This window comes from Microvirga sp. RSM25 (assembly GCF_044784385.1).
In the GTDB taxonomy this organism is placed as follows: domain Bacteria; phylum Pseudomonadota; class Alphaproteobacteria; order Rhizobiales; family Beijerinckiaceae; genus Microvirga; species Microvirga tunisiensis.
Genome location: NZ_CP173039.1, coordinates 1,315,528 through 1,339,435 on the forward strand (window position 1 = coordinate 1,315,528; position 23,908 = coordinate 1,339,435).

General features: G+C 60.8%; 20 protein-coding genes and 1 pseudogene. 9 read left to right on the forward strand and 12 right to left on the reverse strand.

The genetic code is table 11. From position 1 onward, the window contains the following. Window positions 1-92: 92 nt before the first annotated feature. The 7 genes from ACD578_RS06380 (at window position 93) to ACD578_RS06410 (ending at window position 4,447) form a co-directional block, all read left to right on the forward strand. A complete protein-coding gene (locus tag ACD578_RS06380) occupies window positions 93-575 on the forward strand; it encodes a hypothetical protein (protein WP_404291870.1) in 483 nt (160 codons plus the stop codon). Further along, window positions 568-1,800, forward strand: coding sequence for an HlyD family secretion protein (locus ACD578_RS06385; protein WP_404291871.1), 1,233 nt, complete (start codon window positions 568-570; stop codon window positions 1,798-1,800). Before ACD578_RS06380 ends, ACD578_RS06385 begins: the two co-directional genes overlap by 8 nt. A 114-nt stretch (window positions 1,801-1,914) precedes the next feature. Continuing rightward, window positions 1,915-2,256, forward strand: coding sequence for a phasin family protein (locus ACD578_RS06390; protein WP_404291872.1), 342 nt, complete (start codon window positions 1,915-1,917; stop codon window positions 2,254-2,256). 451 nt (window positions 2,257-2,707) lie between these two features. Continuing rightward, window positions 2,708-2,920 carry a hypothetical protein gene (locus ACD578_RS06395; RefSeq protein ID WP_404291873.1) on the forward strand — a complete coding sequence of 71 codons (213 nt, stop codon included), beginning with the start codon at window positions 2,708-2,710 and terminating at the stop codon, window positions 2,918-2,920. A 17-nt stretch (window positions 2,921-2,937) separates the two neighbouring features. Beyond that, window positions 2,938-3,381 carry a hypothetical protein gene (locus tag ACD578_RS06400; protein WP_404291874.1) on the forward strand — a complete coding sequence of 148 codons (444 nt, stop codon included), beginning with the start codon at window positions 2,938-2,940 and terminating at the stop codon, window positions 3,379-3,381. Between the two features lie 250 nt (window positions 3,382-3,631). Next, on the forward strand, window positions 3,632-3,847 hold the full coding sequence (locus ACD578_RS06405; protein ID WP_404291875.1) for a hypothetical protein: 216 nt from the start codon (window positions 3,632-3,634) through the stop codon (window positions 3,845-3,847). Window positions 3,848-4,084: 237 nt separating this feature from the next. Continuing rightward, window positions 4,085-4,447, forward strand: a complete 363-nt coding sequence (locus ACD578_RS06410) for a hypothetical protein (protein ID WP_404291876.1) — start codon at window positions 4,085-4,087, stop codon at window positions 4,445-4,447. 50 nt (window positions 4,448-4,497) lie between these two features. Here the strand turns inward: ACD578_RS06410 and ACD578_RS06415 are convergent, their stop codons facing one another. The 7 genes from ACD578_RS06415 to ACD578_RS06445 form a co-directional block, all read right to left on the reverse strand. After that, entirely contained in the window at window positions 4,498-5,898 is a 1,401-nt protein-coding gene (locus tag ACD578_RS06415; protein WP_404291877.1) for a porin, read from the reverse strand. Window positions 5,899-6,093: 195 nt separating this feature from the next. Then, complete coding sequence (locus ACD578_RS06420) at window positions 6,094-7,662, reverse strand: aspartate:alanine exchanger family transporter (protein ID WP_404291878.1); 1,569 nt, start codon at window positions 7,660-7,662, stop codon at window positions 6,094-6,096. A 10-nt stretch (window positions 7,663-7,672) separates the two neighbouring features. Continuing rightward, window positions 7,673-8,494, reverse strand: a complete 822-nt coding sequence (gene pflA / locus ACD578_RS06425; RefSeq protein WP_404291879.1) for a pyruvate formate-lyase-activating protein — start codon at window positions 8,492-8,494, stop codon at window positions 7,673-7,675. Window positions 8,495-8,505: 11 nt separating this feature from the next. Beyond that, on the reverse strand, window positions 8,506-10,851 hold the full coding sequence (gene pflB, locus ACD578_RS06430) for a formate C-acetyltransferase (protein WP_404291880.1): 2,346 nt from the start codon (window positions 10,849-10,851) through the stop codon (window positions 8,506-8,508). A 77-nt stretch (window positions 10,852-10,928) separates the two neighbouring features. Next, complete coding sequence (locus ACD578_RS06435; RefSeq protein ID WP_404291881.1) at window positions 10,929-12,575, reverse strand: L-serine ammonia-lyase; 1,647 nt, start codon at window positions 12,573-12,575, stop codon at window positions 10,929-10,931. 257 nt (window positions 12,576-12,832) lie between these two features. Continuing rightward, on the reverse strand, window positions 12,833-14,104 hold the full coding sequence (locus ACD578_RS06440; RefSeq protein ID WP_404291882.1) for an MFS transporter: 1,272 nt from the start codon (window positions 14,102-14,104) through the stop codon (window positions 12,833-12,835). Window positions 14,105-14,639: 535 nt separating this feature from the next. Next, complete coding sequence (locus tag ACD578_RS06445; RefSeq protein ID WP_404293721.1) at window positions 14,640-15,152, reverse strand: GNAT family N-acetyltransferase; 513 nt, start codon at window positions 15,150-15,152, stop codon at window positions 14,640-14,642. A gap of 1,469 nt (window positions 15,153-16,621) precedes the next feature. Here ACD578_RS06445 and cax point away from each other — a divergent pair. Together cax and ACD578_RS06455 are read left to right on the forward strand one after the other, a co-directional pair. Beyond that, window positions 16,622-17,755: a calcium/proton exchanger gene (gene cax / locus ACD578_RS06450; protein WP_404291883.1), complete on the forward strand. Its 1,134-nt coding sequence runs from the start codon at window positions 16,622-16,624 to the stop codon at window positions 17,753-17,755. 10 nt (window positions 17,756-17,765) lie between these two features. After that, window positions 17,766-18,200, forward strand: a complete 435-nt coding sequence (locus ACD578_RS06455) for a potassium channel family protein (RefSeq protein ID WP_404291884.1) — start codon at window positions 17,766-17,768, stop codon at window positions 18,198-18,200. A gap of 551 nt (window positions 18,201-18,751) precedes the next feature. Here ACD578_RS06455 and ACD578_RS06460 read toward each other — a convergent pair. The 5 genes and pseudogenes from ACD578_RS06460 to ACD578_RS06480 all read right to left on the reverse strand — a co-directional run bounded on the left by ACD578_RS06460 (window position 18,752) and on the right by ACD578_RS06480 (window position 23,661). After that, on the reverse strand, window positions 18,752-19,309 hold the full coding sequence (locus tag ACD578_RS06460) for a dihydrofolate reductase family protein (RefSeq protein WP_404291885.1): 558 nt from the start codon (window positions 19,307-19,309) through the stop codon (window positions 18,752-18,754). A 314-nt stretch (window positions 19,310-19,623) separates the two neighbouring features. Continuing rightward, window positions 19,624-20,034: a VOC family protein gene (locus ACD578_RS06465; protein WP_404291886.1), complete on the reverse strand. Its 411-nt coding sequence runs from the start codon at window positions 20,032-20,034 to the stop codon at window positions 19,624-19,626. 905 nt (window positions 20,035-20,939) lie between these two features. Continuing rightward, window positions 20,940-21,644: a L,D-transpeptidase family protein gene (locus tag ACD578_RS06470; RefSeq protein WP_404293723.1), complete on the reverse strand. Its 705-nt coding sequence runs from the start codon at window positions 21,642-21,644 to the stop codon at window positions 20,940-20,942. A 599-nt stretch (window positions 21,645-22,243) separates the two neighbouring features. Then, window positions 22,244-23,232, reverse strand: a pseudogene (locus tag ACD578_RS06475) (aldo/keto reductase). 30 nt (window positions 23,233-23,262) lie between these two features. Continuing rightward, window positions 23,263-23,661, reverse strand: a complete 399-nt coding sequence (locus ACD578_RS06480; protein ID WP_404291887.1) for a cupin domain-containing protein — start codon at window positions 23,659-23,661, stop codon at window positions 23,263-23,265. Window positions 23,662-23,908 lie beyond the last annotated feature (247 nt).

Here is a 23,908-nt window from a genome sequence, read left to right on the forward strand (position 1 = left end):
GATGACTTTCAGACTCCCGTCTATGAAGCAATCCGCAGGCATCGTCATGTTCGCCTTCAGAGCGGTGCCTAGGCGTTCTTGGGAGGGCTGCTATGACCGCGTCGCTTAATCCTGCCGCGCCCCATCATCTGCCGGCTTTTATCACCGCTCCTGGCGAGACGGACGTCCTCATGGGGGTCATGGCCGTGTTTCTGGTCATTGCCGTGTTGGCCGTAGGGTTGTTGTTCCTGCGCTTGCATACCTTGCCAGAGCGTATGGCGCACAGGTCTCACAAGCTTCAGTTCGAGATTGTCGCCGTGCTGGGCCTGCTGGCTCTCTTCACGCACATGCACATCTTCTGGGTCGCTGGCCTGCTGCTCGCCCTGATCGACATTCCTGACTTCGGAAATCCTCTCCGCAGGATTGCCGGATCGCTCGAGAAGATCGCTGGGCTGAAGCCAGGCGAGGGCGCAGCCGAATCGCCGGACGAGATCGGCGACCATTCGACGCTAGCCGAAACGGCAGACGAGGGCACAGTTGAGGTCCCGAAAACGATCCCATTACCTCGGATGCCGAAGGAGCGGACCCATGCTTGAGCTTCTTTTCTGCTCCCTGCTGACGATCTTTCCTGATTATCTCTACCGCCGCTTCGCCCAGGGCAAGCGCATCGGCCGTGAGATCACGCTCTTCTCGGTCTGGTTCGAGCTGCGGTGGGGCATCATCGCCTGCCTGATGCTCACGATCGGGCTGATCACGGTGATCTTCTACAATCATCCCTCAACCACCAATGCCACGGCGTTCTTCCGCACCGTTCCCATCCTGCCGGAGACGAACGGGCGCGTCGCGGAGGTCTATGTCGGCTTCACCGGCGAGGTCAAACAGGGCGCACCGATCTTCCGCCTCGACAGCTCGGCCCAGGAGGCGGCGGCGGAGGCCGCCCGGCGCAAGATCGCCGAGACCGACGCGGCCCTGGTGGTGGCGCGGACCGATGTCCTTGCGGCCGAGGGCAAGATCCAGGAAGCCCGCAGTGCCCATCAGCAGGCAATGGACGAACTGGCGACTAAGCAGGAGATCTACCGCCGCAACCCGGGCGCGGTGGCGGTCAGGGACATCGAAAAGCTCGAGGTCGCCGTGCAGGGGCGCCAGGGCACGATCGATGCCGCTACGGCCGCCAAGCAGACGGTCGAGGCACAGATCTCCACGCTTCTGCCAGCCCAGAAGGCGAGCGCCCAAGCCGCGTTGGCGCAGGCCGAGGTGGATCTTGCGAAAACTGTCGTCCGCGCCGGCGTGAGTGGGCGCGTGGAGCAGTTCACGCTCCGGGTGGGTGACATCGTCAACCCGTTCATGCGTCCGGCCGGGGTCCTGATTCCCGAGGGCGCCGGTCGTGGGCGCCTGCAGGCCGGGTTCGGGCAGATCGAGGCCCAGGTGATGAAGGTTGGCATGGTCGCTGAAGCCACCTGTGCCTCGAAGCCCTGGACGGTCATTCCGATGGTGGTAGTCGGCGTGCAGGACTTCATCGCCGCCGGCCAGATCCGCAGCGGGGAGCAACTGATCGACGCGCAGCAGGTGACGCGGCCGGGGACCATGCTCGTGTTTCTCGAGCCGCTCTACGATGATGGCTTCGATGGCGTGACGCCCGGCAGTTCCTGCATCGCCAATGCCTATACTAGCAATCACGACCTGATCGCGTCAGGCCAGGTCGGCGCCGCAAGAGGGCTGGTTCTTCATGCGGTGGACGCGGTCGGGCTCGTGCATGCCATGATCCTGAGGATCCAAGCGCTGGTGTTCCCGATCCAGACCCTCGTGCTGGGCGGACATTGATTGCAACACCAGGGAAACATCCTGACCGCGGCCTCGACGAGGAGATCTTCCGCTTGGAGCTTGTGAAGACAACCCATTCGCCCTCAGAAAGGAATTGTTCAAGGAGGACAGTTCATGGCCACTATGTCAAGTAAGTCGACCTTGTCAGACACCACGCGCAGTGCCAGTGAATTCGCGCTGTCTAGGGACAACAGTCAGGCTCTGGCGAAGGCTACAGAAACGTGGTTTGCCGCGACCGCCGAATGCCAGCGTGAGATGATGAGCTTCATGTCAATGCGCGTCGAGAAGGACGGTGAGACCGCTCGCGAAATACTGGGCTGCCGAAACCTTGCTGATGCGACAGCCATCCAATCTCGCTGGCTGGAAGAGACCGTCCGCGACTACAACTCCGAAATGACAAAGCTGATGGGTATCTACACCAAGTCTGTAAACGGTAGCGCTCGCGCCGGAGGATGATCGCCTTATGGCTGAGCCGAATGCATTCTCGAGTGCCGCCGGCTGAAGCAAGACGAAGCGATGTCTGTGGCTGTAGGCTGCTTGCGTCGCGCAGACTTGGGATCCTACCGACTTTGCCTGCTGGGGCAGCTTGGCCGGCAACGCTGGCGATCGTAATCGAAGTCTATGATATCCTTACGGTCCGCTTTAGCGACGTCGATCCACTTGTCCACATCCTGGTGAACATAACGGCTACTACCTCTGGCGGAGCAATGCTGTTCGAAGCGCGCCCCGTGACGCGAAATCGGACCAGAGAGCAGTATGAGTTCACACGAATCCCTTTCGTCACAAAGTGCCAAGCGGTTGTCTCAAACGATCAAGCCAGTTCTTTTGAAAGGTCCACGATGAGTTCAGCTCATGACAGTCTGTCCTGTGCTGTGTTGTGCGCCGGGCAGCGAGAGGGAGGATGGCGATGAACAAGTTTCTGGTGGTTCTCGGCGCTCTTGTGGCAGGCGCTCTGCTGATCCCCGATGTGGCCGAGGCCCAGCGCGGCGGCCGTGGTGGCGGTGGCGCCCGCATGGGTGGAGGCGGGTTCGGCGGCGGAGGCGCCTCCCGGGGGGGGGGAGCTTCCGGGGTGGCGGATTCGGTGGTGGCTCCAGGATGTACGTTCCGCGGGGCGGCGTAGGTGGTGGCCGTGTCGGAATGGGTAACCGAGGATACCGCGGTGGGGCAATTGCCGCGCGACCGGGCGTGCCAGGGCGCGTGGCCGGAACCGGGGGCTTCCGCCAGGCTGCGATCAACAATCCCGGTGGCCGGTTTGACAATCGCATCGGCAATGGCCGGTATGACGGGCGTTACTATGGTCGTTACGGACGCTATCCGAATTATGGCGGGTATTATGGAGGCTATCCGTACTACGGCGTGGGTGCCGGGCTGGTCACAGGCAGCATCGTCGGAGCGGCGGCCACATATCCCTATTACAACGATCCTTATCCCACCTACCAGACACCTGTCTCGTCAGCCGTTGGCGGATATTGCGCAACCTCCGTCCGGACCTGTGCCTTGGTCAGTCCTGCTACAGTGGGGACTGGATGCTCCTGCCGGACTTCAGGAGATAGAGCCCGCGGCACTGTGGTCGGACAATGATCTCCGCGCACCCATGGGACGTCCGGCGGGTCGAGTGAGCGGAGAACCTTCTGAGCGGGGACCTTCCAGATGTCAGGAATTGCAGGAGCCGACCTAGGTGCGAAAGGTCATTGCGCTCGCGTTTGTTCCGATGATCGTGGCTACGCAAGTCTTGCTGCGGCAAGGGTAACCACTGCAAAGCGTCAACTTCCGCTCGGGGCCTGGGACAAACTTCTGATCCAACCAGACGTCCCTAGCCAGCACGGATGTCGTGATCGGCGACTGTCGGAAGTCGGGCATCTGGTATGCCGTAATGGTGAAAGGCCAGAGTGACTTCATCAGCGGCTGCTATCTGCAGGAGATCAAGGATCCCGAGAGACGGCTGCGCGCATACGATACCGCAAAGGGGCACATGATCCTCTATCAGTCGCGGTTCTCCGAGTGGACCAACTTCAAAACGATCGAGGCTTTGGCCGCGACGAGCTAGCGGCGGCAGCTTTGGAAATCGTATAGGTGGTCGCCGATGGCGAGGCGGACGAGAGTGACATCAAACGTGTGACGGGTGCTGCCTGGAAGTCTCAAAGTATGGATCAGAAGCTCACGTCCAAAAAATGGATGCGGTTATCCGTTACGGACGATGCGCCAATGACGGATAGAGCATCGGATGAACCCCAAAAGTCGAGACACTCTTGGTCCAATGCTCTAGAAGATAGGAGATCTCCCCATGCACCGGCTTCTGGCCACCTTCATGCTTCCCGGCATCTTGGTCTTGAGTGGCAACACGGCCTTGGCGCAACAGCCATTTGATGGGCGCTGGAGTATCCAAGCCACCCCGGAGAAGGGAGCCTGCAAACGAGCCCACCGCTATGCCGTGATCGTTCAGAACGGCACCATTCGCAGCGCCGCTTCAAGGGGGACCCACATGAGCGGTGGCCTCGATCCAAGTGGACGCGTTCAAGGGAGCGTCGTACGCAACAAGACAAAGGTCGACATAACAGGCAGTTTGTCAGGGCGTTCGGGTTCCGGCAGTTGGGTTATCGCCGGGCGGGTCAACTGCTCAGGACAGTGGATTGCCGAGAAACAATGAGCAAGACTCGCCGCAAGGTTACGGTCCGTTGAAGAGAAAGACGCGACGCCTCAGAAGTCGCGCTGGACGCGCAGACGTCCTTCCCATGTATCCTCCGACCCAGTTGACCGGAAGGTACCGGTCGGATCACCGGCCGCCGTCGTGAGCGGAACTGCAACCCGCTGGCTTGGATCGACCCTGATGTAGAGCGCCTCGACGCCGATGAGGAATTCTTTAACTGGCGTCCAGATGACGTTGGCGCCGACGCGGTACTCGTCGAAGTCAACCAAGCCCGTGGTCGTCCCGGCCGATCCAGTGGCGAGCGTCGCTGCGGTCACCGGAACAGCGTACCGGGCAACTCCAGGAGCTTCAAAGCGCATCCAGGACCCGAACACGTTCGTCTGGATCGTGGGGGTCCAGTTGTGATTGAGACCGCCGGCGACAGCGTAAGCCCTGTTCTTCTTGAACTCGCCCGTGAAGGGATCGACGAAGGCGTCGGTGAAGGCCAGCGCAAGGGAACCGGCGGTGACGAAGCCGTTGCTGATCGGGCCCGCCTGGCCAGCATTGAGATAGCCGATTGCTCCGTCCGTATAGGTTGCCGAAATCCACACGGTGTCGCCGGCCCCGAGGGCCGGCACGTTCGCATAGCCGTGAGCGGCAAGGGCAAAACCGTAATCCGTGTCCGCAAAGGTCGGATTGGGCAGGCCGGTAATGGGGTTGAGCACTGGTACCGTCACGCCATCAACTGTCGTGAGGCCGGCCGCCACGTCGCGGATCTGATGCAAGGCCCCTGACAGCTGTGCGCCGCCCCAGGTGCCGGTGTAGCGGACGTTGGCCACGACATCCGGCATGCGCTCGCCACCATAGGTGGAGGCGATCGGCGCGAAGACCGGCGAGGTGCTGGCAATCCCAAACAGCGGGAAGTCGAGTTCGTTGTTGATCTGGCGTTCCGTGCCGTCCTCGAGCGACAGGGTGGCCGAGAACCCATTGCCGAACGAGAAGGTGTAGGCGAACAGGTTCACCTCGGCGTTCGAGGGATCGTCGAAGCGCAGGTCACCGAAGTTCGGAGCCGGCAAGTCCGGGTCGGTGAAGAACGAAACCGCTCGACCGGCAGTCAGGCCGCCGAACTGGACGAACGCCTGCGAAATCTCAGGACTCGTTGAGCTGAAGCCGTAAGCACCGGTGTTTCGAGTCATCTCCATGCGGATATAGGTGCGCAGCATGCCGTAGGCGGTGGTGGTACGCGCATCGAGGTTGATGCGGCCACGAGCCCGGAATCCGATCGTGTCCTGCGTCCGATCGACCGGTTCGAGATAGAGGTATTCGGCACGAACGCGGCCGCCGACACGCAGGCAGGTGTCGGTGCCGGGAATGTAGAAGAAGCCGACTCCGTGGGTGGAGCAGATGCGGACGTACTCGACAGGGGCAGTTTTCGCCACCGGGAGGTCGGCGGCCTGTGCTCCGCCGGTCATGATCGCTGCACATCCAAGCAACAGAGTTCGGATAGACATCATGCCGTACGCTCCCGACCAACCATAGACTCTGTTCAGAATTTGGACAGGAGGTCAGACAACCGTCAAGTCTTGCGTGCGTTCGCCGTGACCGGAACTATGTAATTCTAGCCAGTGTTGCAGGACCGCACCAATGATTGAGCCGTGTATTGTTTCTCAATTCAGCAGAACCTGAACCGCAATGATCTTGACGATGGTTATGCTCGGGAAGCAGATGGCGTAGCCGAGGTCAGTCCGATCCGTGGGCGCCAGACGACTTGCCGCGGCCAAAATGGCCGGATTGCCGGTTGACCCGGCACAGATACCGAGCAGGTCATCGAAGGGAATACGCAGGAGATATCCGGCCACCAGCACGATCAACACCAGGGTGAGCAGGACCGCCGCTCCCCCAAGGAGGATCTGGATTCCATTCGAGGCGACAGTCTGAACGAATGGGCTTCCCGCGCCGATCGCGACCGATCCGATGAACACCGCCAAGCCCAGGTTTCGCAGAACCAGGTTCGCGACCACCGGCATGCCCCAGCCGATCGGGCCGGTCCGGCCGAGCCAGCCCAGCACCAGTGCCATGACGAGCGGCCCGCCTGCCACACCCAGACTGAAAGTGCCGCCCCCAGGCAGGGGAACCGGCACCATGCCTAACAGCAGCCCAAGTGCGATCCCAACCCCGATCGAGACGAAAGACAGTTCGGCATTGCCCTTGATGCTGTCGCCGAAGTGCCGCCTGACTTCGGCTTGCCGGCCGGCCGGGATGAGGGCCACGAGGCGATCACCGAACTCGAGTCGCAGATCGGGTGTGGCAATCAGCTCCAGGTCGCCCCGACGCACATGCGAAATCACGACAGGGAAATCAGGAAGAGAGACGTCCCGCAATAATTTGCCGATGAAAATCGCCTTCGAAACGTAGACCCGCACGGCATCGTAACTTGAACGATCCCGGCTCAGGCGTCCTGGCTCCTCTCGCCCTATGGACGCCTTGGCCTGTTCGATGCTTGCGGGGCTGCCAGTCACCAGAAGCCCATCACCCTCCTGCAAGATGGTCTCGGCAGTCGCTGGCGTGTTGATGTGATTGTGGCGGACAGCAACAATCTTCACGTCGGCAGGCAGGTTGGCAGACAGTTCGCCGACGGCTCGATCCCGCATTCCGTGCTCGAGGGTCAACTCTGCGACGCGGAGGTTCTGGGCAGGTGGGTTGAACTTGGGTTTGACCAAAGCCGCCATGATGGTCATCAGGACGATTGGTCCAATGACGCCGAAGGGATAGGATACAGAGTACCCGATCGCGGGATCTTGGTTGCCCGCCGCGGCCAGGGCCGCCTGCAGGGTCGGGGTGCTGGTCCCGGAGCCGGCGAACAATCCGGCTGCCGTCGCCAGCGAAATGCCGAGGGGCGCAGCGAGCGACATCGCGACGAGAAGCGAGGCGATCACGGCAACGGTTGTGAGGGCGATGTATTTGAGGCCGGGGCCGCGCAGACTGGCGAAGAACTGCGGTCCAAACTGAATCCCGACACCATACACAAACATCACGAGGCCAAGTGTTCCGACCAAGCCCGGCGGTGCTGCCTTTGGGGCAATGGCGCCGATGATGAGACCGGTGAACAGCACCGCGCCCGCGCCGAACGAAACCCCAGCAAACGAGATCTGCCCGATCGCATAGCCGGTGGCGATGGCGAGGAACAGCGCCAGCAATGGCGAGGCCTCAAGCAACGTGCGAACGATATCGAGCATCGGTCCCCCCTTACCTTGCGCGGCAGCCCGCATCCCGAAACTGTCCGATTACCCGCGCCACCAGATCAGGGGAGGGAGATAGGGTGTGGGAAAGCTCGTAGTTCAGGCCCATTGCCTTCCATTTGAAGGTGCCCATCTGATGAAACGGGAGGACCTCGACCCACTCCACGTTGCGCATCGGCGCGACGAAACGGGCTATGCCCTCGACATTGGCGGGATCGTCGGTCAGGCCTGGGACCAGCACGAACCGCACCCAAACCGGTTTGCCGAGAGCGGCCAGGCGCTCCGCGAATTCAATGGTTGGGCGTATGTCCTGACCGACGGCTCGGCGGTAGGTTTCCGGGTCCCAGGATTTGATGTCGAGCAGGACGAGATCGACATAACGCAGATACTCGTCGTCCGCGCGTGCACCAAGGAAGCCCGATGTGTCCAGAGCCGTGTGCAACTCCATGCCCTTAGCTGCTGCGAAGAGCCGCTTTGTGAAGTGCAGTTGCACCAGGGGCTCCCCGCCCGATATCGTCAGTCCGCCATCCATGGCCCGCAGCGGGGCGGCATAAGCCTGAAGCGCAGTTCTGGCGCGCTCGAGGGAGACGCGCGTGCCGTCCTTGAGGTGCCAAGTGTCCGGGTTGTGGCAATAGAGGCACCGCAACAGGCAGCCGCTCATGAACACAACAACCCGAATGCCAGGTCCGTCGAGGGTGGATCCAGTCTCATAGGAGTGGATCCATCCGAAATCGCCCCGAGGATCATTGAAGGTGTCAGTCTCCGGAGCGTCCGGCGACCGCGCCTGTTGCAGATCGTACCGGCTGTGGGCCCAGGGCTCGTCGGCCATGATGTCAAGCCTCACTCACCATGAAAAGTCCGGCTGATGACGTCCATCTGTTGCTCCCGGGTGAGACGGACGAAGTTGACCGCATAGCCCGAAACCCGGATCGTCAATTGCGGGTACTTGTCCGGATGGTCCATGGCATCGATCAGCGTGTCGCGGTTGAGGACGTTGAGGTTCATGTGGAACCCGCCCTGGCCGCAATAAGTATCCATGACCTTCACGGCCTGCGTGATCTTCTCGCCCTGATCCTGCCGATTGAAGCTCGGCGTGACCGACACAGTGTAGCTGATGCCATCCTGCGCATCCGCGTACGGCAGCTTCGCGACTGACAGGCACGAGGCAAGCCATCCGTGGCTATCACGGCCATGCATCGGGTTAGCGCCCGGGGCAAAGGGCTCGCCGGCCTTGCGCCCATCCGGCGTGTCGCCCGTGTTCCTGCCGTAGACGACATTGCTCGTGATGGTCAGGACCGACTGCGTATGGATCGCATTGCGATAGGTGGGATGCTTGCGGATCTTCTTCATGAAGGTCGAAACGAGGTCAGCCGCGATGCTGTCGACGCGATCGTCGTTGTTGCCGTATTGCGGGTAATCGCCCGTGATCTCGTAGGAGACGATCAGCCCGTCATCACGGCGGATTGGTTTGACCTTCGTGTGCTTGATCGCGGAAAGGCTGTCGGCCACCACCGACAAACCGGCGATCCCGAACGCCATCGTGCGCAGGATCTGCTGGTCGTGCAGCGCCATTTCCAGACGCTCGTAGTAATACTTGTCATGCATGTAGTGGATGCAGTTCATGGCGTGGACATAGGTCTGTGCCAGCCATTCCATCATGGTGTCGAACTTCGCAGTCACGTCCTCGTAGTCGAGAACATCTCCGGTCACGGGCGCTGACGCCGGACCGACCTGGTCGCCGCTCACCTCGTCTCGCCCACCATTGATGGCATAGAGTAGGCACTTGGCAAGGTTCACCCGTGCCCCGAAGAACTGCATCTGATTGCCGATGCGCATAGCCGACACGCAGCAGGCGATGCCGTAATCGTCGCCCCAGTACGGGCGCATGAGGTCGTCATTCTCGTACTGGATGGAGGATGTCTCGGCCGAAACCTTGATGCAGTAGCGCTTGAAGCCGTCAGGGAGCTGCTTCGACCAGAGCACCGTTATGTTGGGCTCGGGCGCTGGTCCAAGATTTGTCAGTGTGTGTAACATGCGGAAGCTCGCCCGCGTCACCAGAGGCTGGTCGTTGAGGCCCATGCCCCCGATGCACTCGGTCGCCCAATAGGGATCGCCTGAGAACAGGGCGTCGTAGTCGGGCGTGCGCAGGAAGCGCACGATGCGGAGCTTCTGAACGAGCTGATCGATAAGCTCCTGCGCACCTGCCTCATCGAGAGTGCCGCCCTTCAGATCGCGCTCGATATAGATGTCGAGGAAAGAGGAAACACGGCCGATGGACATGGCCGCGCCGTTTGCCTCCTTGATGGCGCCGAGATAGCCGAAATAGGTCCATTGCACCGCTTCACGCGCATTTGCTGCGGGCTGCGTGATGTCGCAGCCATAGCTTTTGGCCATGGTCGCCAGGTCAGCGAGAGCCCGCATCTGTTCGGCCAGTTCCTCCCGTTCGCGAATGACGTCGTCCGTCGGCCATTTGGCGTCGAGCAGAGCCCGTTCGGCTCGTTTGGCTGCCAACAACCTGTCGGTTCCATACAACGCCACTCGGCGATAGTCGCCGATGATCCGGCCTCGGCCATAGGAGTCCGGCAGACCCGTAATGATGTGGCTGCGCCGGCAGGCCATGATCTCCGGTGTATAGGCGTCGAAGACACCCTCATTGTGGGTCTTGCGGTATTTGGTGAAGATGTCGTGCACGATGGGGTCCGGTTCAAAGCCGGCCGCCTTCAGTCCGGCCTCCACCATGCGCAACCCGCCATACGGCATAATGGCGCGTCGGAACGGCGCGTCGGTCTGGAGGCCGACAATCACTTCATTATCACGGTCGATGTAGCCGGGCTGATGAGCGGTGAGCGAGGAAGGGGTTTTGGCATCAACATCCAAAACCCCTTTCCGGATTTCCTCTTGGAAGTAGGGCTGGAGCTTATCCCAGACAGCTCTCGTTCGCTCGCTGGGTTCCACCAGGAAGCCTTCGTCGCCGTTGTAGGGCGTGACATTTCGCTGAATGAAGTCCCGAATGTCGATGGCTTGCTGCCACTGTCCGGGCGTGAAACCTGTCCACCCATTTATGGAGCCTGCTGCATCCGATCCATCCGCCGGCTTGGATGTAGAAGCGGCGCCTGCTCCATGATGTCCTGGCGTGTGCTTCGGAGAACCTGTGGGCCTCTGAGCAGTAATGGCTTCATCTGGCATGGCAGCCTCCTCCCATGATATTCATGGGACATTGGTTCAATAAATCCGAGATCGCTCACGTTCAACGGCAGAGGGACTCAGCAGAGAGTCAGGTTCTGAGCCAGACCAGCCTCGCTTGTTTCCTTGTATTTCGGGTTCATGTCTCGTGCGGTGTCGGCCAGCGTCTTGATCGTTGTATCGAGATCCACCCGGTGCCGGCTTGCGATCTCATTGGTGGCGATCATGGCAGCCGCCCAGGCCTTTACAGCCCCGAAAGCACAACGCTCGATGCAGGGGACCTGCACATAGCCTGCGACCGGATCGCAGGTCATGCCTAAGTGATGCTCAAGGGCCGACTCGGCCGCGTTCTCGATCACGTGTGGCGGGCTGTTCAGGATCTGTGTGATCAGCGCTGCGGCCATGGCGGACGCGACACCGATCTCTGCCTGGCAGCCGCCTTCCGCCGCAGCCAGCGTCGCGTTGTGCTTGCACAGGTAGCCGACGGCGGCGCCTGCCAGCAGGCCCTGTCGGATCTTGTCCATCGGCACGGATCGACCGCTCTGAGTCAGGGCGTACACAATGGCCGGCATCACGCCTGCGGAGCCGCCGGTCGGCGCTGTGATGACCAGATGACCGCGGGCATTCTCCTCGGAGGCGGCGAGCGCACAGGCCGATACGAGCCCGATCGCGCGGTCACTCATATAGGTGTCGTTCATCGCCCGCTCCCAGACCGTCGCGGCTTTGGAGTGGAGCTTGATCGGTCCAGGCAGAACGTCGTCCTTGTAGGAAAGGCCGGTCTTCACCGTAGCGATCATCGCGTTGGCGATCTTGTCCAGGAAGGCGTTGATCTGCTCCTCGCTCTTTCCGGACACGGCCATCTCGTTCGCCATCACGACCTCGGCAATCGAGAGATTGTTTTTCTCCGCGTGCTGCCGCAGCTCCTTCATCGTCGCATAGGGATATTTCGGCTGCCCCTTCTTGGGCGGCTCATAGCCCTTCCACTCGATAAAGCCGCCGCCGACCGAATAATACTCCTGTTCAAGGAGCACCTTGTCGCCCGCCATGAGCCTGCAGGTCATGGTGTTCGGATGCGGGAAATCGCCTTTCGGCGCATCATAGATAATGTCGGCCAAAGACAGGTCGAGAGTCTTGCTCCCGAGCTTCACCGGATAGGTCTGCTGGGGCTTGGCAATCATTTCATCGAGGAATAACGGGTCCACGGTCGCCGGTTCTTTGCCGACCAGACCTGCCAAAGCGGCGCGCTCGGTCCCGTGACCCTTGCCTGTTGCACTCAGGCTGCCAAAGAGGTTGACCTTGAGGCCGGTGGCTTGCGCCAACTGATCCGCCGGCAGCTTCGTGCAGCGCTGATAGAAATCGTATGTAATGCGCATTGGCCCAATCGTATGCGAACTCGAGGGGCCGGGACCGACCTTGTAGAACTCGTCGGCCACGGTCATCACCGGGCCTTTCGATGCCTTGACGACTTCAAGATCGGGCGAAAGAGCCGAGCTCATCTTGAGACCGGCATCGCTTCCAGCGACTTCCTTCGCAGATTGTTGCGCGGCAGCTTCTGTCGCGGCCTGTTGCGCGCGGGCCTCAGGCGACCATGTCGTTCCGGTCATCACGGCGGCCGCCCCAATAGCGGCGTTGCGCATGAGGAACGCCCGACGATCGATACCTGACGGAATGCTGATCGGTTCCGCCGATGCCGGAAGCAACTCGTCGTCCCTAATGGTGCTGGTCATAGGCGCATCCTCCCGTTGAAGGCTGATGCTTGAGATGCGCTACGGACGACCCCACTTTCACCTAACGACGGCGAGAAGGGGTGCGCCACTCGAGCCCGGCCTTTTGGTCAGCCTAATTCAGCCGGAGGGCCGCGCTTGATCGGAGGGGACAATCCCTTGACAGTTTGAGCCATTCCGCCCAGGCGCTACGAGCTCAGTCTCAATGGGCACACGGACCGGTGTCAGAAATACTAGTAAGATATGCTTTAAACACGGGATCAGCAGGATTTCGACGCCCGATCCGCCTCCGGATCGATTAGGAAAAACCCCGAAAGTCCGCCTACTGCGACGAGGGTTCCTGCAAGAAGTAGGGCCATGCGAAACCCGGACGCGGGGTCGGCTTTGATGTCAACCACCATCCCCACGGCTGCCGGTGCGAGAGGTCCGGCCAGCGTCGTAATGGCGGTATTGATCCCAAGGACGGCACCCCGCTGCCGGGCCGGAGTGACCTCGGCGATGAGACATGGCCCAAGCACGAAGATCACGTTGCAGAGGGAAAAGGCGAGGACCGTGCATAGGATGGCTGCGGTCGATCCCTCGCACTGAGACAACAAGAGTGTCAGCAAGCCTGCAGCAACAGTGCTGACGCAGGCCGTCCATCCGCGTGCGAACCGGCTCGAAACACCGCGCTGCTGCAGCCCATCTGAAAGTGCCGATACGGCCGGCAGGAGGATGATCTGGCCGAGAGCGACCAGCGTCATGATCCAACCGGCTTGGATCGGCGTGTAGCCAAAGGTCTGGCTCAGGGCTGTCGGCAGCCAGACAACGGCGACGGTCAATAGTCCATAGGCGAAGAAGCCGACGACCTGAACGCCGAGCGCCGTGCGGCAGCGGAGAAACTCGCGATATGACACATGGGTCTCGAATTCATCCCTGATCATGGTGTCGGGTACTGGGGGCTCTTCGCGGGTAAGCATCAGCCATGCGGCACACCAGACAAGGCCGACGGCACCGAGAAATCCGAATGCGACATGCCACGACCATATGGCTACGATGGCGACGAGCGCTGGTGCCGCGATCCCGTTGCCAGCCAGGGCACCGATGGCAACGAAGCTCGTGGGCATGGCGCGGCGCTCGCTCGGAAACCATTTGTAGATCGCATGTGCCGCAATCGGGTAGGCGGGCCCCTCGCCGAAGCCCAGGACGAGCCTGTTGGCGATCAATGCGGCCATTGAGACAGGCAGAAGCATGGGTAGCTGGCACAGAGACCAGATCAGCGCCGAGCCGGCGAGCACCCAATTGGTGCCAACGCGGTTCACAAGAAAGCCGCCGATGACGGCTCCCACCGAGAAAAATATGAAGAAGCTTGACCCGATCAGTCCAAACTGGGTGTGACTCAGTTCCAGCTCCTGCATGATCGGGATCGCAGCTAGTCCGAGCACGGCTCTGTCGGCAAAATTGATGAGCATGAACAGAAACAGTAAGCCCACAACCATCCAAGCGCGGTTGGGATTAGCTGTTGGATCGATGGGCTCAGTGCGAACGTGCATCTCGACAGCCCCATACTGGATTGGATTCCCCGAGGCCGAAAGGATTCTGGAGTGAGCTAAAGGTCTTGTAACGGTATTTCTAACTGGCGCCTGCCGCCGACCGATCTCTACCTAAAATTATCAACGGATTGTCTCCGACGGTCAAGGCGCGGACACGGCGGGTGCAGAAGGGCGAAACGAAGGGCAGGGGCGCTGGCGCATCGTGCGGAATCGAAGGCCCGCGGCAGCGAAAACTGGTCTCGATTTTCCGCGTCACACAATATGCCGGCCAAGAGACGGAGCATCGGATCAAGCACAAGAGCGCATTCCATTTTTGGGGCCGGTGCTCTAGAGCCTTCCACAAGGGACCGCAAATCAGCGCATCGGAAGATCTCGCTGGGACAAGCCTCCGTCGGGCGGCTGGCCATTGTCCGTCGGCCCTGTCTTGAGGTTCCTCACGAACGCCTGATGCGAAGGCTTCGCGCAATTTGTATTCTGTACCGTCGGGCTCTCCTCTTCATCGCAATGGCGAATGCATGGCAACGGGTAATCAGACTTACGAGAGCCGAAGCACGACATGAATCGCATCCGGCTCCCGGCTGGTCGTGATTTCGAGCCCGCTTGTCTCGAATACCTTCAACATTGCGGCATTGTCCACCAGAACCTCGGCAATCAGCTCGTTGAGGTCGGCCCGACGGGCAAGGATTATTAGATGGCGCATCAGGGCTGTGCCGATGCCTTGTCCTTGATGAGCGTCATCCACGGCGAAGGCTATCTCGGCCTGGCCTGACGGCACGATGATGTATCGCGCTCCGCCGACGATCATCGGTTGCCCGGCCTCCTCAAGCAAGGCAACCAATGCGACGTGGCTCACAAAGTCGATATTGATATAGAAGTCGACCTCGCGCTCCGTGAAGTTACGCTTGAAGCCAAAGAAGCGCCGATAGAGGGATTGCTCGCTTGTCCGGCCGACGGCAGCAAGCAGGCCAGAGCGGTCCTCGGGCCTGAGGGCACGAATTTCGAACAAGCGCCCGTCACGCAGAGTCTCGGCGGCCGAGTAATCTTTCATCTGCTGCACGCGGTCTCCATCTAGCGCTTCCGCGTTGGATAGGAAGTCGTTTCGCGATCGTCTTGCTTGATTGGTCAGGACAAGATCTCGACAGCTTGGGACAGACTTCCAGCCCCTGCCACGGGGTAAGGGCACTCGAAAGTTTCGGCTGCCATGGATCTCATCGCGAGCAACGCTGGTACGAACTCCCGGTCGTGTCTTGCTCGTTGAAGTAGCGTTTGAGAGAGCCATCCGGCAGTGTTGCCATGAGAGCCCTTACCTCGTTCCCTGCGACCGCGTTCGCACAATCAAGGGAGAGAAGCTGGCGGTCTCCGCTGGGCCTGATGGATTTGATGCGGCACGATGCCTGAGGGGTTCTCAAACGATTTCCTGAGACGATGAAAGCGGGAGCGAACAGGTCCACCGGCCTCTTGAACGACGTTCCTTTCCCTGCGGATGTATAAACCTCAGCACAGTCAGAGCCCTGTGCCAGCCAAGACCCCTGATAGGCTCTGGAACCGCTCTCCGCCGCTATTGCGCTTGGCACTGCAACGAACGCAGCGAGGCTAAGTCCAAGCCTGGCAGCACGCCCGATTCCCTTAACTTCCATTGGTATCTCCTTTTGAGGAAAGGCGTCCGTCACTCCGTATTTTCAGGCGGCGTCCGAACTGCGGTGCCGTTGGCTTCCTGGTTGGGATCTTATCGATGCTGGAGGAAAACCCTTTCGTTCTTTGAAAGATCACGTATCGCCCATTGGGCCACTATAGGTCAGTCGGACGCTCATGCTTGATGGAAGGGGACAATTGCTTGACAGTTTGGGCCATTCGGCCGGACAGGGGCAATGAGAGCGAGACCCTCAAAACCGGTTGCTCCACCCAATCCCGAACGCCCATTGTATGCCCAGTTGCGGGAGGGAGACTTCCTGCGCGAACTCGGCCAACCGGATTAGTCTCGCCGGCACCGCTTACTGATGCCCATAGCCTTCCTCTCTTGAGGCTGGATTCGTCAGCTCCGGCCGAAAAGGCCGACGCATTGCTGCCGAACGTGGAATGCTAGAGCCGGCGACCTGCCGGCTCAAACTGTCAAGCGATTGTCCCTACGGATCAAGCACTATGATCTAGCCGGGCTAGAGTTATGCTGAAAGGAAGGAAGCGATGAGGCCGATCCTTGTGCCTGTCATCATTGCATCTCTCACGACAGGGGCCGTTGCGCAGCCGGGACCCACGACCCTCGCCATGACCTGTGCCCAGGCCAGAGGGATCGTGAACTCACAAGGTGCAGTCGTCCTTCGCACCGGGGCGACGACATACGACCGTTACGTACGGGACGGGAGCTTCTGCGCACTTCAAGAAATGGCGTGGCCGACTTGGGTGCGAACGGCCGATGCGGCTCAATGCCCAATTGGTGGAGTTTGCCGCTCCACCGAAATCGAAAACGGGAATTGAACGGAATCCCTCAGGCTCATGCGGGAAAACCATGGGGACGAGATCATGACGGGCAAGCCATATCCTGACGCACACCCGATAGCCGAGGCATCTCTGTTCAGACCCTCCCTTCTGTGGCTCCTGATCCTCGCGCCTGTCGCCGCCCTTCTCGATCATGCTGACACTCTTCCGGCGGGAGTGATCTTCTTCTGCGCTGCTCTGGCGATCGTGCCGTTCGCGAAGCTTATCGTTCAGGGAACGGAGCAGGTCGCCATGCACACCGGTTCCACGATCGGAGGCCTTCTCAACGCCACCTTCGGCAATCTCCCGGAATTGATCATTACTATGGCTGCCCTGCGCGCAGGCCTGCTGGAGATGGTGCGCGCCTCGATTATCGGTGCGCTGCTCGCTAATCTTCTGTTGGCTCTCGGCTTCTCCTTTCTCCTGGGCGGCCTTCGTCATCACACTCAGGACTACAATCCGCAAGCGGTCCGAGCTTACTCGTCGACCATGGTACTGGCTTGGATCAGCCTGGCGCTCCCGAGCGCGTTCCATCGCGCCCTGGATTCGGAGCCCCACCTTGGCGTGCACGCCACCCTGGACCTGATTGTGGCAGTCGTCCTGCTGGGTCTCTATGGGCTGTTCCTGCTCTACTCTCTAAGAACCCATCCAGAAATGTTCGCAGAACTGAATACTCCGGTGATGTATGAGGAGGCCGGTGAGCATCCGAGTATAGCGCGTGGCGTTGCGACGTTGCTCGTTGCGTCGCTGGGCGCGGCTTGGATGAGCGAGATCCTCGTTGGTGCCGCCGAGCAGGCCGGACAGTCGTTGGGCATGTCGCAGATGTTCATGGGGGTGATCGTGCTCGCGCTCGTCGGCGGGGCGGCCGAATCCGGATCGGCCATCGCCATGGGTCGGGCCAACAGGGTCGATCTCAGCATCGGCATCGCCATGGGAAGCTGCGTGCAGATTGCCCTCTTCGTCGCTCCGATCCTGGTGCTGGTCGCGCCTGCCATGGGGCAGGCGCAGTTCCAGCTGGTGTTCTCCCAGGCTGAGATGTGGATGCTTTTCGGGGCGATCCTCCTCGGCGCGACCGTTACCACGACGGGACAGTCCAACTGGTTCAAGGGCGCCCAACTCCTGGCACTCTACCTCATCATCGCGGCCGTGCTTTACCTGATTCCTGCTGCCGCTCCTTAGCGAGAGGACGATGCTGCGACAGCTTCTTCTGGGTGGCGCCGTCAGCTTGGGTAACATCGCGATTCATGCAATCGTGATGGCGACGGTAGTGGGCACCGCCCGCCGCGCGCTGACGTGGAAGCACCGCTGGCCCAACTCCTGGCTCACCGCCGTCATGGTCACGACCGTCGGGGTCTTGCTGGTCGCGCATGTTGCCGAGGTGATCACATGGGCGTTCGCCTATGTGATCTTTGGCGCGGCTCCTGCTGAAGCGGATGTCCTGTACTTTGCTTTCGTCAACTACACGACGCTTGGCTACGGCGACGTCGTTCCGGTCGAGCGCTGGCGCCTGCTTGGTCCGATGGCAGCCATGAACGGCGTGCTGCTGTTCGGGTGGTCGACAGCTGTCATCTTCGAGGTGTTGAGGCAGGCCATGCGTAGCCGCGACGAAGGGAGCCAATCATAAGGCAGCTTGTTGTCCCCTCGAGGGAATCTTGGCGAGCCCCTCAAGCAACCGGGTCTGCCTCAATGTACTCGATGTTGGTTACCGTGACTGCACCGCTGGATCGGTTCTGATGGGGTGTCGCCAGCGTATCGCGGTGGGCGTCACGCATGGAAACACCGGGCGCTCGCTGAGTTCCTCTCGAAGGAGCAACAGGATCGATGAACAAACTGCCGCTTGCCGCCGCATGGATCCGCCGCTCCTGTGATACCGTGATCGACGAGTTGCCGCCCACGCTGCGAGAAGGTCTGGAGAGCCATGCCGATCAAACCTGAAAGCGATACGAATGGCTGCTTTTGGCACGAGGCGGACCTAAGCCAAATTTCCGCAGTCGCTGGGTTCGCGGACCTTCACACGGCCAAGCTTAAAGGCACAGTTTGACCCGTAGCGGACCTTCGAAACGTCAGCTTATGGGGGAGCACCTCAGCAGCGCGTAAGCCCGACTTAGCTGAGCCGGAGACAAGGGATTACGCTCCGGCGGTCCTCCGACCTGAGCGCGATGAAGCTGCTCTGAGTCAACGCCCACGTCGGTAGTGCATGGCGACCACGCCATTGCGGAGCGGCTTCGCCGAGACCAGCTCGAGCCGTCGCGTGCTGGGCAGCCCGCCCTGGTACAGGGTCGGGCCGTGGCCAGCGATCCTTGGATGGACGAGGAGCTTGTACTCGTCGATCAGATCCAGCCGGTCCAGCTCGATTGCGAGTTTGCCGCTGCCGAGGAGCACGCCCTCCGGATTCGCGTCCTTGAGCGTCTGAACCCCTGTTCGCAGATCCTCGGCGATGTGGTGGCTGTTGGTCCACGGGAAGTCCTTTCGCGTCGACGACACGATGTATTTCGGCTTGGCCTCCAGCTTGACCGCCCACTCGTATATCGCCGGCGGCACCTCCGCGTCGCCGCGAGCGACCGCCGGCCAGTAGCTCTCCATCATTTCGTAGGTGACACGGCCCCACAGCATCGCCCCGCCCTCGTCCATAAGGCGGGTGAAGAACGCGTGCGTCTCGTCGTCAGCGATTCCCTCCTGATGGTCGACGCAGCCGTCCAGGGTGACGTTGATGCTGAAGGTCAATAGTCCCATGCGGCGATCCTAAGCCATGCGTTCGAAAAAGCGTAGGGGCTATTGCTCGAGGTCTATGTTCAACTTCTGCGATAAGTGAATGCGGGCCTAGACGCCTGATGACTATGCGGCCGGCACGAAGGTCCGCTTACGACCGGCTCGTGAATGTCCGCTAACGGCACATCCCAGAAGTACGCCGAACTTCTGCAAAGGCGTGACACGCGGACCTTCATTTGGGTTGCCCAACGTTTCACATTGACCGGAAGCCGACCTTCGCCGGTTAAGTTAAGGAAGCATCACGACCGTACAGGTCTCGCAGGGGCAGTTGAGGGCTCTCAATCTGTGCTTGCGGCGTTGATCTCGATGATGTTGCGGTCAGGATCGAGAATATAGATTTGCGGGTATCCAACACGCATAGAGGCCCTGATGCCCATCGGATCATCAGGGCTCGCATCCTCGCGATACCCGTTGGCTCGGAGCACTTCCAGAGCCTGTGTATAGCTGGTGACCCGAATGGCAAAGTGGATGTCGTTACTATCCATCCCTTTCGTGCTCCGGAATGTTGTCTGAGCATCACCAACAACGATGTGTAGTTCCTGGCGAGTACCCAGTTGGAACCACGCTCCGGCCACAGGCAAGCTGGGTCGCGAGATCTCTGTTAATCCGAGGACCTCCACGTAGAAGCGACGGGAGCGCTCCAGATCAGTACATGGGAGAGCCACATGATGAAGGCCATCGATCTCCATGATCCTCTCCTGGTTGCACGCCTTGAGTGCACATTGAGCAAGTGCTGGAACGTAATCAGGCCACTATGATTAGGCTGAGAGCGCCCCGGCAACTCATCTTGGGAGGTAGCGATCGTGTTCGCATATTAGCTTGGGTCTGCTCGTGGCCTCAGCGGACGTTCGTGAAGGGCAAGCGATCGTCAGGGCCTGACCTGAAGCTGACCTTCGATCCGGCCGATGGGGATGGATCGGCAGGCTAGCTGCGGCGGAACCGCTCCAGAATTTTATGACCGCACCTCAGGGTTTTCCGGCATTCGGTAGCAACGATCATCGAGCACTTTGTAAGTGTCTGAACCTGAAAGGTTCAAGGCTCCTCGATGTGCCCGAGAGATGCGGTGAGGCATCGACGGCGTTGAGCGGTGAAGCCCTGGATCGAGGGTTCACGGGCCGGTCCATCATCCTGGATCTAACGCCTGGTGTCCTCCTAGGACCGTCCTCCTGGCTCGCGGACGGTCGCCGGGGTGCCTTGCCTATTAGCGGACGTTCCTATGGTCGCAGGAGGGTCGAAAGCGGTCAGGACACTCGGGCCAAAATACGCACCGTCCCTATTTTTAGGGGCTCGTACCGTGCATAAATGCGCTATGGATCAGGCCGGGAAGGGGCGAACTGAGACACCGCTTAGCCGACGCCGAGAGCAGGCTGGCCGACGCAGAGATCAGGAACGCCCATCTCCAGACCCCTGCCGACTCTACTGCACCCTCTTCAACAATCTGGATGCTGGCGTTGCCAACCCGGAGTCTTGCGTGACGATAAAGGTCGCCTCGTCGACTTTCCAGCGATCGCCCGCACAATCTCTCGGACTCCAAGAACGGGCCTGTTGTTTGCGCTGCCCGCACCGGCGCGCCCGATCGGGGCTGACGCCATTGCTATGCCGGCAGGACGACCACCTTCGTCTTGACCGGCGTTCGTGAGTACAGATGCATCATGTCCTGGGTGAGGAGGCCGACGCAGCCGCTTGTGATGCCGGTGCCGATCGATTCGGCGTCGAGGCTGGCGTAAATCGTGTAGAGCGTGTAAGCGCCGTTCTGATAGAGATGAAGCGTGCGGGCGCCGAGCGGGTTGTCGAGGCCGCCCGGCATGCCGCGGGCCCATTTTGCCGCCTCGGGCTGGCGCCGGATCATCTCCCTGGGCGGGGTCCAGGTCGCCCATTCGCTCTTGCGCCCGACATAGGCGTCACCGCTCCACCTGAACCCGTCGCGGCCGACATTGGCGCCATAGCGGGTGGCGGATCCGTCGTCCTCGATGCGGTAAACGTAGTAATTGCCGGGGTCGACGATGATCGTACCGGGCGCCTCTTTGGTGTCGTAGCGAACTGTCCGGCGATAGTATTTCGGATCGACCTTGCTGACATCGACCGCCGGGATCGGGAATTTCTCGTCGGGCACCGGCCCGTAGACCTTCGCCGCCTCGGCGAAGCTCATGCCATCGGATGTCGCGCAACCGGCCAGCCCCAGCGCGCCGACACCGGCGGCCGAGCCGATCAGAAACGACCGGCGGCTGAGAAGCCCCGCCCGACGCCCGAGCAAAGTCGTCTCGTCGATCTCGGCAGCATCGGTATTCCCACTGTCCATGTTCATGATTTGGCAGTTTCCCATGTCCTGTTGCCCGACGAGAAAATACTCCGGCATACACCCGCTGAACGTCTTGCTAAGCTGAGATTGCCTTCACAGGGCACGATTGGCAAGCCCGGGCCTTCGCCGCGCTTGCCATGCATCAAGGTCGGTAACCTCCACGCGGTCTCGCAGTCTCACTTCGCGTGGCGCTCGGCTTGGCCCCATCGGATAGCCCCCGGAGCCGGGCCGACCGGCCTGATCGCCACCATCCTGATGCACGTCGAGGCACTCGCGTTGTATATCTGACCAGCGGGCGGTCATCGACTCAATCTATCGATTTCGCGGGACGTGCTGGGTCGGCTCCATTCAGCCAATCGCAATCCATAGGTCGACATCGCCGGAGTGTCGGGCTTTGCCGCCGAACGCCAGCCTGGGCCAACAGTATCGCGACTCAGCTTCTCGTATAGCAGAAGGTATTGTAGCAAAAGCTGGCCATGGTGTTTTCTCTTGTTGGATGGGCGTTGTGAAGGGCACTCATGCCGTCCGGCACTGAAGCCGACATCACGCTAACGTCGCGCCGATGCCGAACGGCTGATCTTGTATGCAGCGCCTCCTGCTCAGCGATCGACTCTTGCGTGAAGGTGCGCAGGATACCGATCCCCTTGCACTGTGATCTTCGAGACGGCGTCTTTGATATCGTGCAGATCGTCGAGCTTCAGCTCGACGGCAGCCGCTCCGATGTTCTCCTCCTAGCGATGCAGCTTCGTGGTGCCGGGGATCGGCACGATCCAAGACTTCTGTGCCAGCAGCCAGGCGAGCGCGATCTGCGCCGGGGTCGCCTGCTTGCGGGCCGCGATCTGACCAAGCAGATCGACGAGAGCCTGGTTTGCCTTGCGGGCCTCCGGCGAGAACCGCGGGACGACATTGCGAAAGTCCTTGCTGCCGAACGTCGTGGTCTCGTCGATCTTGCCCGTAAGGAATCCTTTACCAAGGGAGCTGAAGGGGACGAAGCCGATCCCGAGTTCCTCCAGCGTCGGCAGGATTTCCTGCTCGGGCTCTCGCCACCACAGGGAATACTCGCTCTGAAGGGCTGTGACCGGCTGCACCGCATGAGCGCGCCGGATCGTCTGGACGCCTGCCTCGGACAGTCCGAAATGCTTGACCTTGCCGTCTTGGATTAGGTCCTTCACTGCGCCAGCGACATCTTCGATCGGCACATTCGGATCGACCCGATGCTGGTAGAAGAGATCGATGACATTGGTCTTGAGCCGCTTCAGCGCCGCCTCGGCGACCTCCCTGACGTGCTCGGGGCGGCTGTTCATGCCGTTCTGTCCGCCATTAGCATCGAATTCGAAGCCGAGCTTGGTGGCGATCGCCACCTGATCGCGGAACGGGGCGAGGCCTTGCCCAGTAGTTCCTCGTTCTTGTACGGACCACAGGCCTCTGCGGTGTCGAAGAAGGTAATGCCGCGCTCAAAGGCCGTCCGGATCAGCGTGATCGCGTCGTGCGTATCGGTGGCCGGGCCGTAGCCATAGCTCAGTCCCATGCAGCCGAGGCCAATGGCCGAGACTTCCAAGTCGCCGCTGCCGAGTTTGCTCTTCTGCATTGTGATGTCCTTGAAGGGATAATCAGCCGATCATTGGCCCTGGTACTGCTCGTCGGTGACGTGCTCCATCCAGTCGACGGGCGAGCCGTTGAGCTTCTCCTGGATCGCGATATGGCTCATGGCCGTGGTTGCGGTGGCGCCGTGCCAGTGCTTTTCGCCAGGCTCAAACCAGACCACGTCGCCCGGCCGGATCTCCTCGATGGATCCACCCTCGCGCTGCACCCAGCCGAGGCCCGACGTGACGATCAGGGTCTGGCCGAGCGGGTGCGTGTGCCAAGCCGTGCGGGCCCTGGGCTCGAAGGTGACATGGGCGCCCGTAACCCGGGCCGGATCGGGCGGGCTGAACAGCGGGTCGATTCGCACGGTGCCGGTGAACCATTCCGCCGGTCCCTTGCCGGAGGGCTGTGAACCACTTCGCTTGATCTCCATCGTCCTTCTCCTTCGATGATGGCAACTGGGCCGTCGTGGGACGGCTGACGGGGTGGACAGGCACTGATCTAGTCCGGGCGGGCTCAGTCGATTAGATGTTGAAATCTGCATGCGTCTATATTCGGAGTTCATGAATGCACCGTCACGCTGTGCGACGCGGCGGCCTTCTTGTCGCGGAGGAGGGGCAGGCTTTACTGAGTAGCGTTGAAGCCAAGCAGCTCGCAATCGGACGATCGCCCTCAGCCGT

Coding starts and splice junctions, on each gene's coding strand:
- ACD578_RS06380 (WP_404291870.1), top strand. CDS start 93: ATGACCGCGTCGCTTAATCCTGCCGCGCCCCATCATCTGCCGGCTTTT.
- ACD578_RS06385 (WP_404291871.1), top strand. CDS start 568: ATGCTTGAGCTTCTTTTCTGCTCCCTGCTGACGATCTTTCCTGATTAT.
- ACD578_RS06390 (WP_404291872.1), top strand. CDS start 1,915: ATGGCCACTATGTCAAGTAAGTCGACCTTGTCAGACACCACGCGCAGT.
- ACD578_RS06395 (WP_404291873.1), top strand. CDS start 2,708: ATGAACAAGTTTCTGGTGGTTCTCGGCGCTCTTGTGGCAGGCGCTCTG.
- ACD578_RS06400 (WP_404291874.1), top strand. CDS start 2,938: ATGGGTAACCGAGGATACCGCGGTGGGGCAATTGCCGCGCGACCGGGC.
- ACD578_RS06410 (WP_404291876.1), top strand. CDS start 4,085: ATGCACCGGCTTCTGGCCACCTTCATGCTTCCCGGCATCTTGGTCTTG.
- ACD578_RS06415 (WP_404291877.1), bottom strand. CDS start 5,898: ATGACCGGCGGAGCACAGGCCGCCGACCTCCCGGTGGCGAAAACTGCC.
- ACD578_RS06420 (WP_404291878.1), bottom strand. CDS start 7,662: ATGCTCGATATCGTTCGCACGTTGCTTGAGGCCTCGCCATTGCTGGCG.
- pflA (WP_404291879.1), bottom strand. CDS start 8,494: ATGGCCGACGAGCCCTGGGCCCACAGCCGGTACGATCTGCAACAGGCG.
- pflB (WP_404291880.1), bottom strand. CDS start 10,851: ATGCCAGATGAAGCCATTACTGCTCAGAGGCCCACAGGTTCTCCGAAG.
- ACD578_RS06435 (WP_404291881.1), bottom strand. CDS start 12,575: ATGACCAGCACCATTAGGGACGACGAGTTGCTTCCGGCATCGGCGGAA.
- ACD578_RS06440 (WP_404291882.1), bottom strand. CDS start 14,104: ATGCACGTTCGCACTGAGCCCATCGATCCAACAGCTAATCCCAACCGC.
- ACD578_RS06445 (WP_404293721.1), bottom strand. CDS start 15,152: ATGAAAGATTACTCGGCCGCCGAGACTCTGCGTGACGGGCGCTTGTTC.
- cax (WP_404291883.1), top strand. CDS start 16,622: ATGACGGGCAAGCCATATCCTGACGCACACCCGATAGCCGAGGCATCT.
- ACD578_RS06455 (WP_404291884.1), top strand. CDS start 17,766: ATGCTGCGACAGCTTCTTCTGGGTGGCGCCGTCAGCTTGGGTAACATC.
- ACD578_RS06460 (WP_404291885.1), bottom strand. CDS start 19,309: ATGGGACTATTGACCTTCAGCATCAACGTCACCCTGGACGGCTGCGTC.
- ACD578_RS06465 (WP_404291886.1), bottom strand. CDS start 20,034: ATGGAGATCGATGGCCTTCATCATGTGGCTCTCCCATGTACTGATCTG.
- ACD578_RS06470 (WP_404293723.1), bottom strand. CDS start 21,644: ATGGACAGTGGGAATACCGATGCTGCCGAGATCGACGAGACGACTTTG.
- ACD578_RS06480 (WP_404291887.1), bottom strand. CDS start 23,661: ATGGAGATCAAGCGAAGTGGTTCACAGCCCTCCGGCAAGGGACCGGCG.